This is a genomic window from Streptomyces albiaxialis (genome assembly GCF_039530985.1).
GTDB lineage: Bacteria > Actinomycetota > Actinomycetes > Streptomycetales > Streptomycetaceae > Streptomyces > Streptomyces albiaxialis.
In genome coordinates this window covers 269,354-284,788 of sequence record NZ_BAAAPE010000013.1, presented here as the reverse complement: position 1 = coordinate 284,788, position 15,435 = coordinate 269,354, and the positions used below count along the sequence as shown (strand labels likewise).

16 protein-coding genes are annotated in these 15,435 nt (G+C 73.9%); 6 read left to right on the top strand and 10 right to left on the bottom strand.

The window, feature by feature from the left end; all coding sequences use genetic code 11:
* Positions 1 to 17: 17 nt before the first annotated feature.
* Genes ABD343_RS24875 through ABD343_RS24865 form a run of 3 tightly spaced genes read left to right on the top strand, consistent with a single transcriptional unit; the run spans position 18 to position 2,820 of the window.
* Positions 18 to 917, top strand: a complete 900-nt coding sequence (locus tag ABD343_RS24875; protein ID WP_344532231.1) for a Nif3-like dinuclear metal center hexameric protein — start codon at positions 18 to 20, stop codon at positions 915 to 917.
* Complete coding sequence (locus ABD343_RS24870) at positions 914 to 1,657, top strand: zinc ribbon domain-containing protein (RefSeq protein ID WP_344532230.1); 744 nt, start codon at positions 914 to 916, stop codon at positions 1,655 to 1,657. Before ABD343_RS24875 ends, ABD343_RS24870 begins: the two co-directional genes overlap by 4 nt.
* Positions 1,654 to 2,820, top strand: coding sequence for a bifunctional RNase H/acid phosphatase (locus ABD343_RS24865; RefSeq protein WP_344531546.1), 1,167 nt, complete (start codon positions 1,654 to 1,656; stop codon positions 2,818 to 2,820). Before ABD343_RS24870 ends, ABD343_RS24865 begins: the two co-directional genes overlap by 4 nt.
* Positions 2,821 to 3,011: 191 nt before the next feature.
* On the opposite strand, the gene ABD343_RS24860 is transcribed toward ABD343_RS24865, so the two are convergent.
* From ABD343_RS24860 to ABD343_RS24830, 7 genes are all read right to left on the bottom strand, one after another.
* Entirely contained in the window at positions 3,012 to 3,560 is a 549-nt protein-coding gene (locus ABD343_RS24860) for a hypothetical protein (RefSeq protein WP_344531545.1), read from the bottom strand.
* A 23-nt stretch (positions 3,561 to 3,583) separates the two neighbouring features.
* On the bottom strand, positions 3,584 to 4,207 hold the full coding sequence (gene eda, locus ABD343_RS24855) for a bifunctional 4-hydroxy-2-oxoglutarate aldolase/2-dehydro-3-deoxy-phosphogluconate aldolase (protein ID WP_344531544.1): 624 nt from the start codon (positions 4,205 to 4,207) through the stop codon (positions 3,584 to 3,586).
* Between the two features lie 66 nt (positions 4,208 to 4,273).
* Positions 4,274 to 4,606 (bottom strand): nuclear transport factor 2 family protein, encoded by a 333-nt coding sequence (locus tag ABD343_RS24850; RefSeq protein WP_344531543.1) that lies wholly within the window; start codon positions 4,604 to 4,606, stop codon positions 4,274 to 4,276.
* 64 nt (positions 4,607 to 4,670) lie between these two features.
* A complete protein-coding gene (yaaA, locus tag ABD343_RS24845) occupies positions 4,671 to 5,459 on the bottom strand; it encodes a peroxide stress protein YaaA (RefSeq protein ID WP_344531542.1) in 789 nt (262 codons plus the stop codon).
* An 85-nt stretch (positions 5,460 to 5,544) separates the two neighbouring features.
* Positions 5,545 to 7,086 carry an FAD-binding oxidoreductase gene (locus ABD343_RS24840; protein ID WP_425578261.1) on the bottom strand — a complete coding sequence of 514 codons (1,542 nt, stop codon included), beginning with the start codon at positions 7,084 to 7,086 and terminating at the stop codon, positions 5,545 to 5,547.
* Between the two features lie 116 nt (positions 7,087 to 7,202).
* A complete protein-coding gene (locus tag ABD343_RS24835) occupies positions 7,203 to 7,814 on the bottom strand; it encodes a dihydrofolate reductase family protein (RefSeq protein WP_344531540.1) in 612 nt (203 codons plus the stop codon).
* Between the two features lie 114 nt (positions 7,815 to 7,928).
* Positions 7,929 to 9,332, bottom strand: a complete 1,404-nt coding sequence (locus ABD343_RS24830) for a radical SAM protein (protein ID WP_344531539.1) — start codon at positions 9,330 to 9,332, stop codon at positions 7,929 to 7,931.
* Positions 9,333 to 9,512: 180 nt separating this feature from the next.
* Between ABD343_RS24830 and ABD343_RS24825 the strand changes: the two genes are divergently transcribed.
* A complete protein-coding gene (locus tag ABD343_RS24825) occupies positions 9,513 to 10,238 on the top strand; it encodes an HNH endonuclease family protein (RefSeq protein WP_344531538.1) in 726 nt (241 codons plus the stop codon).
* A gap of 46 nt (positions 10,239 to 10,284) precedes the next feature.
* On the opposite strand, the gene ABD343_RS24820 is transcribed toward ABD343_RS24825, so the two are convergent.
* Both ABD343_RS24820 and ABD343_RS24815 read right to left on the bottom strand, forming a co-directional pair.
* Positions 10,285 to 10,503, bottom strand: coding sequence for a hypothetical protein (locus ABD343_RS24820; protein ID WP_344531537.1), 219 nt, complete (start codon positions 10,501 to 10,503; stop codon positions 10,285 to 10,287).
* Positions 10,504 to 10,594: 91 nt separating this feature from the next.
* Complete coding sequence (locus ABD343_RS24815) at positions 10,595 to 10,903, bottom strand: hypothetical protein (RefSeq protein ID WP_344531536.1); 309 nt, start codon at positions 10,901 to 10,903, stop codon at positions 10,595 to 10,597.
* Between the two features lie 163 nt (positions 10,904 to 11,066).
* On the opposite strand from ABD343_RS24815, the gene ABD343_RS24810 reads away from it, so the two are divergent.
* Positions 11,067 to 13,916, top strand: coding sequence for a prolyl oligopeptidase family serine peptidase (locus ABD343_RS24810; RefSeq protein WP_344531535.1), 2,850 nt, complete (start codon positions 11,067 to 11,069; stop codon positions 13,914 to 13,916).
* Between the two features lie 10 nt (positions 13,917 to 13,926).
* Here ABD343_RS24810 and ABD343_RS24805 read toward each other — a convergent pair whose 3' ends face one another.
* On the bottom strand, positions 13,927 to 14,556 hold the full coding sequence (locus ABD343_RS24805; protein WP_344531534.1) for a TetR/AcrR family transcriptional regulator: 630 nt from the start codon (positions 14,554 to 14,556) through the stop codon (positions 13,927 to 13,929).
* Between the two features lie 104 nt (positions 14,557 to 14,660).
* On the opposite strand from ABD343_RS24805, the gene ABD343_RS24800 reads away from it, so the two are divergent.
* Complete coding sequence (locus tag ABD343_RS24800) at positions 14,661 to 15,329, top strand: nitroreductase (RefSeq protein WP_344531533.1); 669 nt, start codon at positions 14,661 to 14,663, stop codon at positions 15,327 to 15,329.
* The last annotated feature ends 106 nt before the right edge of the window (positions 15,330 to 15,435 follow it).

The window sequence follows — 15,435 nt, the reverse complement described above, 5'->3', positions numbered from 1 at the left end:
TTGCGGGCGTGCTCGTAATGCCGACGCTCCCCGATGTCATCGCCGCCCTGGACACCCTGTGGCCGCGCGACCGCGCCGAGGCATGGGACGCCGTCGGCCCGGTGTGCGGCGACGTCGCGAACCCCGAGGCGCGCGTCGGCCGCGTCCTGTTCGCCGTCGACCCCGTCCAGGAGATCGCCGACGAGGCCGTCGCACTCGGCGCCGACCTCCTCGTCACGCACCACCCGCTCTATCTGCGCGGCACCACGACCGTCGCGGCCGACACCTTCAAGGGCCGCGTCGTGCACACGCTGATCAAGAACGACGTCGCGCTGCTCGTCGCGCACACCAACGCCGACCGTGCCGACCCCGGCGTCTCCGACGCCCTCGCCGGCGCCCTCGGGCTGCGCGTCCTGCGTCCGCTCGTCCCGGACGCCGCCGACCCCACCGACCCCGACGGGCGGCGCGGCCTCGGCCGTATCTGCGCGCTCGACGAGCCGCTGACGCTCGCCGAGTTCGCCGAGCGCGCAGCGGCGAGGCTGCCCGCCACCGCGCAGGGCGTCCGCGTCGCCGGGGACCCGGACGCGCGGATCTCCACCGTGGCCGTGTGCGGCGGCTCGGGCGACAGCCTCTTCGCGGACGTACGGGCGGCGGGTGTGGACGCGTACCTCACCGCCGACCTGCGCCACCACCCCGCCTCCGAGGCCCGCGAGCACTCCCCGCTGGCCCTGGTCGACGCCGCGCACTACGCCACCGAGTGGCCGTGGTGCGAGCAGGCGGCGGCCCAGCTCGACGCCGTCGCCGAGCGCAACGGCTGGGACCTGCGCACCCACGTCTCCCGCACGGTGACCGACCCGTGGACCGCGCACGCCCCGGCCGCCGCCGCCCCCTCGACTTCCCTTTCCGACACCGACATGACCCCGGGAGCCCCCAACTGAACGCCGAGCCCGCCGACCAGATCCGACTTCTCGACGTCCAGGCCCTCGACACCCGCCTGACGCAGCTCGCGCACAAGCGCAAGAACCTGCCCGAGCACGAGGAGATCACCCGGCTGGAGGCCGACCTCGCGCAGCAGCGCGACCTGCTCGTGGCCGCCCAGACCGAGGACAGCGACACCGCCCGCGAGCAGACCAAGGCGGAGCAGGACGTCGACCAGGTGCGCCAGCGCGCGGCGCGCGACCAGAAGCGCCTGGACTCGGGCGCCGTCACCAATCCGAAGGACCTGGAGAGCCTGCAGAGCGAGATCGCCTCGCTGGCCAAGCGCCAGGGTGACCTGGAGGACGTGGTCCTGGAGGTCATGGAGCGCCGCGAGTCCGCGCAGGAGCGCGCCGCCGAGCTGACCGAGCGCGTCGAGTCCGTACGTGCCAAGGCCGAGGCCGCCACCGTGCGCCGGGACGAGGCGCTGGCAGAGATCGACCGCGAGGCCGAGTCCGTGCGCCGCGAGCGCGAGACGATCGCGGGCGCGGTCCCCGGCGACCTCCTCAAGCTCTACGACAAGATCCGCGAGCGCGAGGGCGGCGTCGGCGCCGCCAAGCTCTACCAGCGCCGCTGCGAGGGCTGCCGCCTGGAGCTGAACATCACCGAGATGAACGACGTCCGCGAGGCCCCCGCCGACGCCGTCCTCCGCTGCGAGAACTGCCGCCGCATCCTCGTCCGTACGCCGGAGTCCGGCCTGTGACCCGTACGTTCGTCGTCGAGGCCGACGGCGGCTCGCGCGGCAACCCCGGGCCCGCCGGGTACGGGGCGGTCGTCAAGGACGCCGACGGCGGGACGCTGCGCGAGACCGCCGAGTACATCGGCCACGCCACCAACAACGTCGCCGAGTACAAGGGCCTGATCGCGGGGCTGCGCGCCGCGCACGCGCTCGACCCCGACGCCCTCGTGCGGGTCCGCATGGACTCCAAGCTCGTCGTCGAGCAGATGTCCGGGCGCTGGAAGATCAAGCACCCGGACATGCGCCCGCTCGCGACGGAGGCCCAGGGGATCTTCCCGCCCGGGTCCGTCTCGTACGAGTGGATCCCGCGCGCGAAGAACAAGCACGCGGACCGGCTCGCGAACGAGGCCATGGACGCGGGCAAGGCCGGCAAGCAGTGGGAGGCGGGCGCGTCGACGGCTGAGCTGGAGGCCGGGCCGGAGGCCGAACCGGACTCCGGGCCCGAGCAGTTGGCCCCCGCCCCGGCCGCGCCCGCCGCGGGCTGGGCCGCCGATCTCGGTACGCCCACCACGCTCGTGCTCCTCCGGCACGGGGAGACGGCGCTCACGCCCGAGAAGCGGTTCTCCGGCAGCGGCGCCTCGGGCACCGACCCCGAACTCTCCCCCGCCGGGCGCAAGCAGGCCGAGGCCGTCGCCGCCTCCCTCGCGGCGCGCGGCACCGTGCAGGCGATCGTCGCCTCGCCGCTGCGGCGCTGCCAGGAGACCGCCGCCGCCGTCGCCGCCCGCCTCGGCCTCGACGTCCGTACGGACGAGGGGCTGCGCGAGACGGACTTCGGGGCCTGGGAGGGGCTGACGTTCGCCGAGGCCCGCGAGCGGTATCCGGAGGACCTGGCCGCGTGGCTGGCCTCGCCGGAGGCGCGCCCTACGGGCGGCGGCGAGTCGTTCGCCGAGGTCGCGCACCGGGTCGCGGTGGCCCGCGACAAGATCCTCGCGCGCTACGCCAACCGCACGGTGCTGCTCGTCACACATGTGACCCCGGTCAAGACCCTGGTCCGGCTGGCGCTCGGGGCTCCGCCGGAATCGCTGTTCCGCATGGAGCTGTCGGCAGCTTCGCTGTCGGCCGTGGCCTACTACGCCGACGGCAACGCGTCCCTCCGCCTCCTCAACGACACAGCCCACCTCCGCTGACCCGGAGAGGGCCCCCGCTTCTCCCTCCCGCGAAGCTTGGGAGGTCTGCGCCCCGCCAGGAGGGGGTGCGCCCTTCTCCCCTTGCGCTTGGGAGGTCTGCGCGGAGGCGCAGGGCTGGCAAGCGCAGCCCTCTGCGCCGGGTGCGTGCACTACGGGGCCGGGTTCGGGGTGCCCCGCGCCCCTGACGGGCCTCAATACCAGGGCAAGGTGCCCGGAGGGATTTCGGCGGATTTGGCCTTGTCGGTGAGCTGGTCGCCGTAACCGGCCTCCGTCCAGACCATCTTCTTGAACTGGTCCGGCGTCAGCACACCCGGCCAGGGCGTGCCGCCGGGGCAGAAGACGCCCTCGCAGGCGTAGCAGTAATGGGCGGGCCGCCAGAGCCAGTCGGCCTTGGCGAGCCCGTCCTCCTCGGCACTCTTCTCGCGCCGGTCACCGCGTACGACCGCGATCGTGCCGAAGAAGCAGATCAGCGCCAGCGCCACGCCGCCCGCGAGATAGAGCGGCTTGTCCTGGTCGACGCCCGTGTAGGCGAGGGCGGCGCCGATGCCGGTGAGGACCATCCCCTCGATGAAGTGGACGCAGCCGTCGCCGGACTTCTCCGGGCCCTTCTGGAGCCGGGAGTTCAGCTCCTTGCGCAGCGCGCCCTTGCCGACGCGCGCCTCGTCGACCGTACGCGCCTCGGAACTCCCGCAGCGCGGACATATCACCCCAACGGGCCGCGCCGTCTCATCAGTTGCCATGGAGGCACGCTAGCGGGTGGCGATCACGCCTCGCCCAGCGCCTTGGCCTCGGCGGCGAGGCGGCGCACCCGGTCCCAGTCGCGCGCGGCCAGGGCGTCCTGCGGAAGCATCCAGGTGCCGCCCACGCAGGCGACGTTGGGCAGCGCGAGGTACGCGGGCGCGTTGGCCGCGCCGATGCCGCCGGTCGGGCAGAACCGGGCCCCGGGGAGCGGCGAGGCGAGCGACTTCAGGTACGGGACGCCTCCGGCGGCCTCCGCCGGGAAGAACTTCATCTCCGTCGCACCCCGCTCCAGCAGCGCCACGACCTCGGAGGTCGTGGAGACGCCGGGCAGGAACGGCAGCCCCGAGTCCCGCATGGCGTCCAGCAGCGTGTCCGTCCAGCCGGGGCTGACCAGGAACCGGGCCCCCGCGTCGGCGGCCGTCCGTACGCCCTCGGGCGAGATCACCGTGCCGGCGCCGACGACGGCGTCCGGCACCTCGGCGGCGACGGCCCGGATCGCGTCGGGGGCCGCGGGTGTGCGCAGCGTGACCTCGATGGCGGGGAGCCCGCCGTCGACCAGTGCCCGCGCGAGCGGCACGGCGTCCGCGGCGTCCTCGATCACGACGACGGGGACGACGGGCGCGAGGGCGAGCACGGAGGAGGTCATGCCCGTATCCTGCCGGGCGGCCATGTCATGCGCAACGGGCGTTGCGCATGCTGCAATGCGGATCCGTCAGGAGGCCTGGCCGGTCTCGAAGCGGCTGATCCTGCCGGTGCTCTCGTCGACCGTGAAGCGCCAGGCGGTGGGCATGGCGCCCCAGGTGTCGTTGCTGTAGAGCACCGTGAGGGACAGGCCGTCGGCCGACTCGGACTGGACGTCCATCTGGCCGTTGGAGGCGAAGATCTCGCGCTCGGTCCATTCGTTCAGGTCGCGCTCCGAGCCGTCGTCGGACATCGTCGCGTCCGGCGTGAGGGCCGCGCGGAACGCGTCCCTGTTGTGGGCGTTGACGGCCGTGACGAACGCGCGCACGGCGGGGTGCGAGGGGCGGAGGACGGAGGTGCTCACGGTGCGGCTCCTGGGCGTGACGGCGTCCCCGAGACTCCTCCAGGTTCACACCGCGGGTCCGGTCTCACAACTCCGTGACGACCACGTCGAGCCCCGTCGGGGACGGCTCCTCGACGGCGTACCCGAGGTCGCGCAGCGTCGCCGCGAGCGCCGCGGGCGTACGCGGCGCGGCGCCCTCCTCCAGCAGCGCGCGGACGATGCGGCCCTTGGTCGCCTTGTTGAAGTGGCTGACGACGGAGCGCTTCTCCACCCCGTTCACCGTCTTCGACTGGAGCACACGGACCGTCGCCGTACGCTTCGCCAGCTCGCCCTTGGGCTTCCACATGGCCGCGTACGCGGACGAGCGCAGGTCGAGCACCAGTCCGCCGCCCGCGGCCTCGGGCAGCGCGGCGTCCAGATGCCCGCGCCAGTACGTGCCCAGGGCGCCCGTACCCGGCAGTTTCACGCCCCCGGAGAGCCGGTACGAGGGGATCCGGTCCTTGATCCCCACCGCGCCCCACAGCGCGGAGAAGACGAGCAGCGAGCGCGCGGCCCGGCGCTTGGCGGCGGGGGAGAGGGTGGCGAGGCCGAGCGCGTCGTAGAGCACGCCCGTGTAGATCTCCCCGGCGGGGCGCGCGGGCGCCGTGCGCAGCTCCGCGTTCTTGGCGATCTCGCCCCGCAGCCCCTCGCTGAGGCCGAGCACCTCGCGGGCCTTCTCCCGGTCGTCCTCGTCGCCCGAGCAGAGGGCCACCAGCTCGTCCAGCACCGTCGCGCGGGCGGCGCCCAGTTCGGGAAGGGAGAGCGCGGTCAGGTCGAGGGGCTTGCCCCGGCCGCCTGCGGACTTCCCTTCGGACGGGGGGAGGAGGACGAGCACGGGTTTCTCCTAGTGGCGCACGGTGTGGTGACTGCGCCCGCAAGGGTACGCGTGCGTCCCGGGCGGGCGTGCGCGCCGCTTGCCCCTAGAGGGCCTGCGGGAAGGAGAACAGCCGCTTCGGGTCGTAGGTCTTCTTGATCTCCGCGAGGCGTGCGGCGTTCTCCCCGTAGTACGCCCGCCGCCAGTCGCGCAGCGCCGGGTCCGCGTAGTTCTGGTACGCGGCGCCGCTGGCCCAGCGGCGCATCGCCGTGTGCGTGTCGTCGAGCCAGGCGCGGTGCGCGGCGACCGTCTTCGCCGGGGCGCCGTCCGGCCACGAGACGAGGTACTGGGCGAGGAAGCGCGCGTCGCGGTGCGCGAAGGCGGTCGCGCCCGGCTTCACCCGGTTCACGGCCCCGCCCAGCGCGTCGAGCGCGACGCTGCCCGTGCCGCCGCCGCGCAGCTTCGCCAGCCGCTCCACGCGCGCGAGCAGCGTCCGTATGCCGTCGGCGGGGATGTTGCGGGTGTAGAAGTCGGACCGCGCCGTGTACGACTCGCGGGCCACCTTCCCCTGCGCCGTACGCCCCGGCAGCGTGCCCTTCTGGTGCGCCTGCGCGACCGACCAGCCGGAGACGCCGCCCATGATCTTCATGGCGTCCAGGAACGCGTGCGGGCGCACCGACAGCGAGGACGCCGGGGCGCCGATCCGGTCGGCGAGCCGGTCGAGCTGGTTCTCCAGCTCGGTCCGGGAGCCCAGCGACAGCCCGCCCACCCGCACGCTTCCCGGCCGCCCGCCGACGGGCGCCGCCAGGTGCAGGTTCGCCCAGATCTCGTCCGGCGCGACGGGCGCCCAGCGCTGCCACTCGCGCAGCACCGCCTCGGCGCGCGACCAGGGCCAGGAGAGGAAGAAGGTGACGCAGGACGGCGCCACGTGCGTACGGAAGTCCAGCGAGGTGACGACCCCGAAGTTCGCGTTGCCCGCGCCGCGCAGCGCCCAGAACAGGTCGGCGTCGCGCTCGCCGTCCACGTCCCGGATCTTCCCGTCGGCGGTCACGATCCGGGCGCCCGTCACGCTGTCCGACGTCAGCCCGTACGCCCGCGCCACGACGCCGACCCCGCCGCCGAGCGCGAGCCCGGAGACGCCCACGGTCGGGCACGAACCGGCGGGTATCGTCCTGCGGCGGTCGTGCAACCGGTCGTACACGTCGATGAGTTTGGCCCCCGCGCCGACGGACGCGCTCCGCCCCGACACGCTCACCTTCGCCATCCGCTGCACGTCGACGACGAGCTTGCCCTGACCGCTGGACCACCCGGCGTAGGAGTGCCCGCCGCTGCGTATCGCCACGGGTATCCCGTGCCGCCGCGCGAACTCCAGGCACTCGCGCACGTCCTGCGGCCCCGCGCAGTACGCGACGCCCGCGGGCCTCGTCCCGTCGAACCGGGGGTTGAACAGCCTGCTGGCCGCCCCGTAGTCCCCGTCCCCCGGCCGCACCAGCGAACCGTCCAGCCCCTTGCCGAGCGCGGTCCACGCGGAGTCCCGCGTCGCGCCGGTGGCAGCCCAACCCGACACGGCCGCACCCCCTCCCGCGACCGCGATCCCGGCCCCGATCCCCACACGCACCAGCCCCCGTCGCCCGTACACCGCGCTCATCCCCGACGTTCCCCTCACCCACGTACGACCCGGAACCGGCCTCCCTCACCGATCCCGTACCGGGGGTGACGACCCGGACTGATCTCCGGGTTGCCCCGGGGAGGGTCACAGCCGGGTCACATCGTGCCGAACGTGGGGCGGCCCGCCTGTTCGTAGGTGTGGATGGCGATGCCCGACTCCGTGGTGGAGGAGGACGTGAGGCGGAGGGCCGTGGGGACGGCGTCGGGGGCGAAGAGGCGGCGGCCCTTGCCGAGGACGACGGGGTAGGTGAGGAGGCGGAACTCGTCGATCAGGTCGTGGGCCATGAGGGAGCGGGCCAGGGCGCCGCTGCCGTGGATCTGGATCTCGCGGCCCGGCTGCTCCCGCAGCTTGCGGACCGCGTCCGCGACATCGCCGCTCAGCAGCGTGGAGTTGTTCCAGGAGAGCCGGTCGAGGGTGGTCGAGGCGACGTACTTCGGGAGGCCGTTGAGCCGCTTGGCGATGACCGGGTCCTCGGCGTCGCTCACATGGGGCCAGTACGCGGCGAAGATCTCGTACGTATGGCGGCCGAGCAGGAAGGCGTCGGCGCGGTCGAACCAGCCGGCGATGTGGCGTGCCATGCCCTCGTCCGCGTACGGAACGAGCCAGCCGCCGAGGTCGAAGCCGCCACTGGTGTCCTCGTCGGGGCTGCCGGGCCCCTGCATGACGCCGTCGAGCGTGAGGAAGGTGGTGAGCGTGATCTTGGCCATGGTTCCGTCCTCCGAGGTCGGTCCCCGTCCGGGGCTGCACAGAGGCAGACCCGGACGGGGACCGGAATTCATCGGCGGACGGAAGAAAACGCGTGACGCGCTACGCGCCAGGCGTTACGCGCGCACGCTCTGTGCGCCCTGCACGCCCTTCGCGCTCTCCGCCGTCTCCGCGTTCGCCTCGATCGTCGCGTCGGCGGGCAGCGTGTCCATGAAGGAGCTGACCGAGAAGACCGCGTTCCCGGCGCCGGGCGGGCCGTAGCCGGGGGGCGAGGAGAGGCCGTGCCGCTCCATCGCGTCGCGGTAGGCCTCCAGCAGGCGGATGTGGTACTCCAGCGGCGCGCCCGCCGGGTTCGTCCTGCCGAGCGGCGTCGTCGGCTCGGGGCACCAGGTGGTGAAGCGGGGCGTGATGCCGTTGCCCATGAAGAAGTCCAGGCCCTCGGTCGTGGAGGCGATGGCCTCGTCCACCGTCTTGAAACCGAAGGGCTCGGCCATCTCGATGCCCGCCACGAAGTTCGGGATCACGTTGCGGGCGCCGAACACGTCGCGGGAGTCGAGGATGCGGCGGTGCCACTCCTCGCGGCCCACGTACCGCTCCTTGCCGGGGCAGTGCAGCTCGAAGAGGCGCTTGTCCCAGACCTCGAAGTTCGGGTGGTAGATCTTGATCCCGTAGTCGTGGAAGCGCTGCACGTCCGCCTTCGGGAGGGCCTGCGCGACGACCTTGCCGGTCCACCGGCCGGGGAAGCGCTCCTCGATGGCCTTCGCGTACATCCCGTAGAAGTCGGCCTCGTCCTTGCCCTGCACCTGCGAGGTGATCGAGCCGCCGGTGAGGGTGTACGCGCGGGAGGCGCCCAGCGTGTCGTGGTCGGCGATGATCTGGAGCCCCTCCAGCACCTCCTCGACCGGCTTCACGCCGGTGTACGGCCGCCCGGCGGCCTTGTGCTGGCGCCAGTTGTGGTTGATGTCGCAGTACTGGCACTCCTCCTTGGCGCCGAAGTACTGGCACACCCGGAAGACGGTCAGATAGATCAGGTAGCCCCACTGGATCGTGGGGGCGACCTCCATCACCGACTTCCCGTTGGCGAGCGTGTGCCGGTAGTAGTCCGGCATGGGCGGCAGGCCGACGTCCGCGATCCGCTGTCCGTCGAGGTAGAGGCCCAGCGAGCCGTCCTCGCCCGCCCGCACGCGGTACGGCGAGTCCGGGTTGACCCGCACCGAGACGACCGTGCGCCGCAGGTCGTAGGCGCCGCCCGTGAGCACGATCTCCTCCGGGGGCCGCCGGAGCGCGGCCTCGCCCAGCTCGGGCAGGGTGCGGTGGTCGAAGGAGAAGATGAAGTACGACTTCGGCTTGACGTCCCCGGAAGCCTCGTCGGCGGTGTCGCTCAGTGCCGAGTCGTCGAAGGCCATCCCGCCCCTGAGCAGGTCCTCCTTGATGACGGCCTCCCGCGGGATGTGCGGAAAGCGCTCCATCAGGTCCTCGACGAGGGCTGTGCGGCCCTCCTGCGGCGACGTCGTCGGCATCGGCGATCAAACTCCCTCACTGTGCGACCCCAGGGTCCGTATGACGGTACTCCGGCACGTTCCGTCACCGCACACCCGGTCTCGTGCGGGTGAACTCCACGGGGGGCAGGGCCGCCGGTCACGCCCCGTGCCGCTACCACTGGTCCCGTTCTGCGGCTCCTACGGCGAGGAGGTCCCGGCATGCGCGGACCCGGCTCCGGTTCTGTCTCCGGCTCTGTCTCCGGTTATGTCTCCGGCACTCTGGCGATCACGATGACGGCGGCGGCGCTCCTGGCGGGCTCCGCGCTCGTGGCGGGACCCGTGCCCGCGGCGACCGCCGCGCCCGGCGACTCCCGTACGGTCTCGCTCGCGCGGGCCGTCGCCACGCTGCCCGTCGCCGGGGAGAAACCGCGCGGGTTCGCGCGCGACAAGTTCGCGCACTGGTCCGACCCCGACCAGGACGGCTGCTCCACGCGCGCCGAGGTCCTGATCGAGGAGGCGACGACGCCGCCCGGCGTGGACGGCCGCTGCGTGGTGACAGGCGGCAAGTGGCACTCGTACTACGACAAGAAGGACCACACCGGCGCGCACGCCCTCGCGATCGACCACATGGTGCCGCTCGGCGAGGCGTGGGAGAGCGGCGCCGCCTCCTGGAAGCCCGAGGAGCGCGAGGCGTACGCGAACGATGTCGACGATCCCCGTACGCTCGCCGCCGTCACCGCCGCCGAGCACCGCGCGAAGGGCGACACGAGCGACCCGGCGCGCTGGGAGCCCTCGGACGACGGCGCCGACTGCCGTTACGTCGCGGAGTGGACGGCCGTGAAGCACCGCTGGGGTCTCACCGCCGACAAGAAGGAGATCGCGGCGCTGAAGAACATGGCCGCGGAGTGCCCGCCCGAGGACCTCACCGTGGTCGAGGCCCGCTGAACGCCTGCGGAATCCCGCCGGGGCGTCGTAACATGCCGGGGCCCGCTCAGCCGCCCGGCGCCGGACCCCATGTCTCGGGACCGCCGCCGCGCCATTCGACGAGGGCGGGGTCCTCGATCTGGATGTCTTCCGGCTTCAGCCCCGCGCGCCGGAGCAGATCGACCACGTCCTGCGCGCTGCGGGCCATGCCCAGCAGTTCGGTGTGCGCCGTCACCCGCCGTTCGCCCGAGGGGGAGGGCGGATGTACGACGATCGGAGGCGTCATACCTCCAGCGTACGACCGTGCGTACGGCCATGGCATGCGGAAGGCGCGGCCGGCAGGACGTCCTGGCCGCGCCTTCGCCCTTCGTGATGCCTTAGTGGGGCATCGGCATCCCCGCGAGCGGCTCCGAGACGTGCAGCGGGTCCGTGTGCGCCTGGATGGGCTCGGCGGACTGACCCGGGGCGACCGGCTTCTCCTGCGGGCTCTGCTTCCCGTGGGAGTGCGGAGTGCCCTGGTTGCCCTGGTTGCCCTGGGGTCCCTGCGGTCCCTGGTGGGCCGGGGCGCTCTGGTTGCCCTGGTTGCCCTGGTGATGGTGGTCGGGCGGGCAGGCGACGGCCGGCGCGGCGGCGCCGAGGGCGACGGCACCGGCCAGCAGCGTGGCAGCAATGGTTGTGCGGTACATCGAGCCTCTTCTCGCTTCTCACAGAAGCATCTCGGTGATCGCGCGGACGTCTTCGCCCGCGCGCACAGAGGCCGTACCCACCCCACGGGGCGCTGCGCTCGCCCGATCGGGTGGCGCGTTTCGTGCCCTGGACGACGAACATGACGGATGGATGGAGGACTGTATGCCCATGTTTCCCATGGACAGTGACACCGATCTGACCGCGTTTCCACGGCAGTTCGCGCGCACGCGCCGCTTCTCGCTCGGCGTCCCGCGTGACTTCACCGTCTCCCCGGACGGCGCGCGCGTGCTCTTCCTGCGCACGCGCGACGGCGAGGACCCCGTCTCCTGCCTCTGGCTCCTGGACGCGGACGGCGAGGAGCGGCTGCTCGTCGATCCGGGGCGGCCGGCGGGGACGGAGGAGGAGCGGGGCGAGCTGCCGGAGGCCGAGCGCGTACGGCGGGAGCGGGCCCGCGAGAAGGCCACGGGGATCGTCGCGTACTCGGCCGACGCGGCCGTGACGACCGTCGCCTTCGCGCTCGACGGGCGGCTGTGGGTCATGGACGTCGGCGGGGGCCGCCCGCGGCCCGTGCCCACCGACGGGCCCGTCGCCGCGCCGCGCCTCGATCCGACGGGCAGCCGCGTCGCGTACGTGACGGACGGCGCGCTGCACGTCACCGAACTCGCCGACGGCACCACGCGCGTGCTCGCGGCCCCGGAGAACGACGAGGTGACGTACGGGCTGCCCGAGCACGTCGCCGCCGAGTCGATGCACCGGCACGCGGGCTTCTGGTGGGCGCCCGACGGGCGGCGGCTGCTGGTCGCGCGCGTCGACGAGGCGCCGGTCGGGCGCTGGTGGATCGCCGACCCGGCCCACCCGGACCGGCCGCCGCGCGCGATCCGCTACCCCGCCGCCGGTACGGCCAACGCCGACGTGTCCCTCTTCGTCGTCCCGGTGGAAGGCGGCCCGGTCGGCCCGGTCGGCCCGGTCGGCCCGGCCGGCCCGGCCGGTCCGGGCACTCCGGACGGCGCGCGGACCGAAGTCGTGTGGGACCGGGGCGCGTTCGAGTACCTGGTCTCGGCCGCGTGGGACGCGCACGGCCCGCTGCTCTCCGTCCAGTCCCGCGACCAGCGCACGCTGCGCGTCCTCGCCGCCGACCCGGACACCGGCGCCACGGAGACGCTCCACGAGCAGCGCGACCCGGCGTGGGTCGAGCTGGTGCCGGGCGCGCCGCTGCGCACGGCCTCGGGCGCGCTCGTCCACGTCGCGGACGACGGGGAGACACGCGCGCTGACCGTCGGCGGGCGGCCCGTCACGCCCGCCGGGCTCCAGGTCCGCGAAGTGCTGGGCGCCGTGGGCGAGTCCGTGTACGTGACCGCCTGCGACGAGCCGACCGAGGAGCACGTCTGGCGCTGCGGGGCCGGGCACGAGGCGGTACGGGTCAGCGAGGGGCCCGGCCTGCACCGCGCGTCGCCCGCGTCCGACGGCACGCTGGTGCTGGCCTCGCACACGGAGGACGGCCGCCGCTTCACCGCCGTACGGCCGGACGGCACGGCGACGCCGATCGCCTCGTACGACGCCGAGCCGGTCGTCACCCCGCGCGTCACCTGGCTGGAGGCCGGGCCGCACGGCGTCCGTACGGCGCTGCTCCTGCCCTCCTGGTACGAGGAGGGCGCGCGGAAACTCCCCGTACTGATGAATCCGTACAGCGGGCCCGCGATGCGGCTCGTGCTGCGGGTCCGGGGCTGGTGGCTGTGCGAGGCGCAGTGGTTCGCCGAGCGCGGCTTCGCCGTGGTGATCGCCGACGGCCGGGGCACCCCCGGACGCGGCCCCGCGTGGGAGAAGACGGTGCACGGCGACACCCTCTCGCCCGTCGTGGAGGACCAGGTCGAGGCGTTGCGGGCCGCCGCCGCGCACTGCCCGGACCTCGACCTGGGCCGGGTCGCGATACGGGGCTGGAGCTACGGCGGCACCCTCGCCGCCGCGGCCGTGCTCCGCCGCCCCGACGTCTTCCACGCGGCGGTCTCGGGCGCCGCGCCCAGCGACCAGCGGCTGTACGACACGCACTGGCGCGAGCGCTTCCTCGGCCGCCCCGAGGAGAACCCGGAGGCGTACGCGCGCTCGTCGCCGATCACCGAGGCCGCCTCGCTCACCCGCCCGCTCCTCCTCGTCCACGGCCTCGCCGACGACAACGTGGTGGCGGCTCACACCCTGCGGATGTCCGCCGCGCTGCTCGCCGCGGGCCGCCCGCACCGCGTGCTGCCGCTCTCGGGCGCCGCGCACTCGCCCACGGACGAGACGGCCGTCACCCGGCTGCTCACCCACCAACTGGACTTCTTCCGCGAGGCGTTGGCCCGGCCGGTGCTGCCGGTGCGGCCGCACCCGTTCTGGGTGGGGTCGGGCGCCGGGGCCGGTCACACCTTCACGCACACCCTCGACCGCGCGCTGCTGGAGGCCCATGTGCCGCGCACGGCCCGGGTCCTGGACTACGGCTGCGGCTACGGCCGCCTCACGGCCGAGCTGACGGAGCTGGGCTACCCCGACGTCGTCGGCATCGACCCCTCGGCGGCGCTGATCGCGCGCGGGCACCGCGAGCACCCCGGGCTGCCGCTCGTCCACCACGCCGAGCTGCCGCTGCCGTACGGGGAAGGGCACTTCGACGCCGCGCTGCTCTTCGTGATCCTCAACGTCATCCCCACGGACGCCGCGCAGCACGCCCTCCTCGCCGAGCTGGCCCGCGTCCTGCGGCCGGGCGGCGTGCTCTACGTGAGCGAAGTGCCGCTCCAGAGCGACGACTTCCACGTACGGCGGTACGTCGAGCACGCGCGCTCCGTGCGGGAGGCGGGCGGCAGCGCCCCGTACGGCCTCTTCGGCACGCCGGACGGCGGGTACTTCCGGCACCACCCGCCGGAGCATCTGCGCGCGATGCTGGGGGCGCACGGCTTCGAGGTGGTGGAGGAGCGCGCCGACCGGGTGTCCGGGCTGCACGGCGAGTCCACCGCCCGCCTCCTCCTCGTGGCCCGCCGGACGTAGGCCGCCCTTCTCAGGCCCGCGGCGCGTGGTCGAGGAGGACCTCGGCCGCCGCCCGCGCGTGCCGTCCGTAGTCGGGGTCGTCCAGCACCATGGCGCGGCTGGCGGCCCCGTCCGCGAGGGTGACCAACTGCTCGGCGAGCGCGTCGGGTTCGCGGCAGCCCAGCTCCGTCAGCAGCTCCGTCACGAGCCGTGCCATCAGCAGCTTCTGCTCGCGCGCGTAGGAGTGCACGGCGCCGTCCGGGTCGGGGAACTCCGCGGCCGCGTCGATGAACGGGCAGCCGCGCACCGGCGCCGCCCCGGTGGCGGGCGGCGGGCCGAAGAGCGCGAGGATCCGCTCGCGCGGCGGGACGTCCTCGCGGGTCAGGGCGCTCTCCAGGGTGTGGCCCGTCGCGGCGAGGTCGTGGAGGTGGGCGACGACCAGCTCGTCCTTGGTCCGGAAGTGCGCGTAGAGCGTGCGCTTGGACACCGGGGCCTGCTCGGCGACCTGCTCCATGCCGGTCGCGTTGATCCCCTGGGCCGCGAACAGGCGGGCGGCGGCGGCCAGGACGCGCTCGCGCCCGCCGCGTCCGCCGCGCCCGCGCCGCGGGGACGCCGTGGTCTCCGCGCCCCTCTCCGTCTCCGTCTCCGGCTCCGCGCTCATGCGGGAAGTATACGCCCTCGTTTACTTAAGGGGTGGCGGCTTGCTAGGCTCGCCGTAGGTAAACGCTACCGTTTACTTGTGTCGACGATCGTAAGGAGCGACCCATGGACCACGACTACGCGGAGAAGCTGATACGCGGCCGCCGCGCGACGCGCGCCTTCCGCCCCGAACCCGTGCCCGACGAGACCCTGCGCGCGGTCTTCTCCCTCGCGGGCGCCGCCCCGTCCAACTCCAACGCGCAGCCGTGGCGCGTCGAGGTCGTCGGCGGTGAGCGCCGCGAACGCCTGGCCGAAGCGCTGGTGGCCGCCCACGCCGAGCAGCGCATGACGGCCGACTTCCCGTACCGCGAGGAGATGTACGCGCCCGTCCACCAGGAGCGGCGGGCCGAGTTCGGCGCGGGCCTGTACGGGGCGCTGGGCATCGGCCCCGAGGACCACGCGGCCCGCTCCGCCTACGACGCGGAGAGCCTGCGCTTCTACGGCGCGCCCCACGCCGCGTTCCTCTTCGTCACCGGCGACGGCGGGCCCCGCCTGGCCGCCGACGTCGGCGCCTATATGCAGACGCTGCTCCTGGCCATGGCCGCGTACGGCGTGGCGAGCTGCCCCCAGGGCCTGCTCAGCTTCTACGCCGACACCGTCCGCGCCGAGCTCGGCGTCACCGAGGGCAAGCTGCTGGTCGGCGTCTCCTTCGGGTACGCCGACGAGAGCGCCCCCGTGAATCACGTGGCCTCCGGCCGGGCGCCCCTTGCCGCGACGACGTCCTTCCATGCCTAGCCCGGCGTGACTGCTGGGCAGGGGCTGCCCCGTGCCGTGCTGCGCAGTCCGCGGCTGTCGTCGTGGCTGGGCGCGCAGTTCCCCGCGCCCCTGAGGCCCAGGGGCG

What these genes read in the sequence shown, in the direction of transcription:
- ABD343_RS24875 (WP_344532231.1), top strand. Translation starts at nt 18, where the DNA reads ATGCCGACGCTCCCCGATGTCATCGCCGCCCTGGACACCCTGTGGCCG.
- ABD343_RS24860 (WP_344531545.1), bottom strand. Translation starts at nt 3,560, where the DNA reads ATGGCAACTGATGAGACGGCGCGGCCCGTTGGGGTGATATGTCCGCGC.
- eda (WP_344531544.1), bottom strand. Translation starts at nt 4,207, where the DNA reads ATGACCTCCTCCGTGCTCGCCCTCGCGCCCGTCGTCCCCGTCGTCGTG.
- ABD343_RS24840 (WP_425578261.1), bottom strand. Translation starts at nt 7,086, where the DNA reads ATGAGCGCGGTGTACGGGCGACGGGGGCTGGTGCGTGTGGGGATCGGG.
- ABD343_RS24835 (WP_344531540.1), bottom strand. Translation starts at nt 7,814, where the DNA reads ATGGCCAAGATCACGCTCACCACCTTCCTCACGCTCGACGGCGTCATG.
- ABD343_RS24830 (WP_344531539.1), bottom strand. Translation starts at nt 9,332, where the DNA reads ATGCCGACGACGTCGCCGCAGGAGGGCCGCACAGCCCTCGTCGAGGAC.
- ABD343_RS24825 (WP_344531538.1), top strand. Translation starts at nt 9,513, where the DNA reads ATGCGCGGACCCGGCTCCGGTTCTGTCTCCGGCTCTGTCTCCGGTTAT.
- ABD343_RS24820 (WP_344531537.1), bottom strand. Translation starts at nt 10,503, where the DNA reads ATGACGCCTCCGATCGTCGTACATCCGCCCTCCCCCTCGGGCGAACGG.
- ABD343_RS24815 (WP_344531536.1), bottom strand. Translation starts at nt 10,903, where the DNA reads ATGTACCGCACAACCATTGCTGCCACGCTGCTGGCCGGTGCCGTCGCC.
- ABD343_RS24810 (WP_344531535.1), top strand. Translation starts at nt 11,067, where the DNA reads ATGCCCATGTTTCCCATGGACAGTGACACCGATCTGACCGCGTTTCCA.
- ABD343_RS24805 (WP_344531534.1), bottom strand. Translation starts at nt 14,556, where the DNA reads ATGAGCGCGGAGCCGGAGACGGAGACGGAGAGGGGCGCGGAGACCACG.
- ABD343_RS24800 (WP_344531533.1), top strand. Translation starts at nt 14,661, where the DNA reads ATGGACCACGACTACGCGGAGAAGCTGATACGCGGCCGCCGCGCGACG.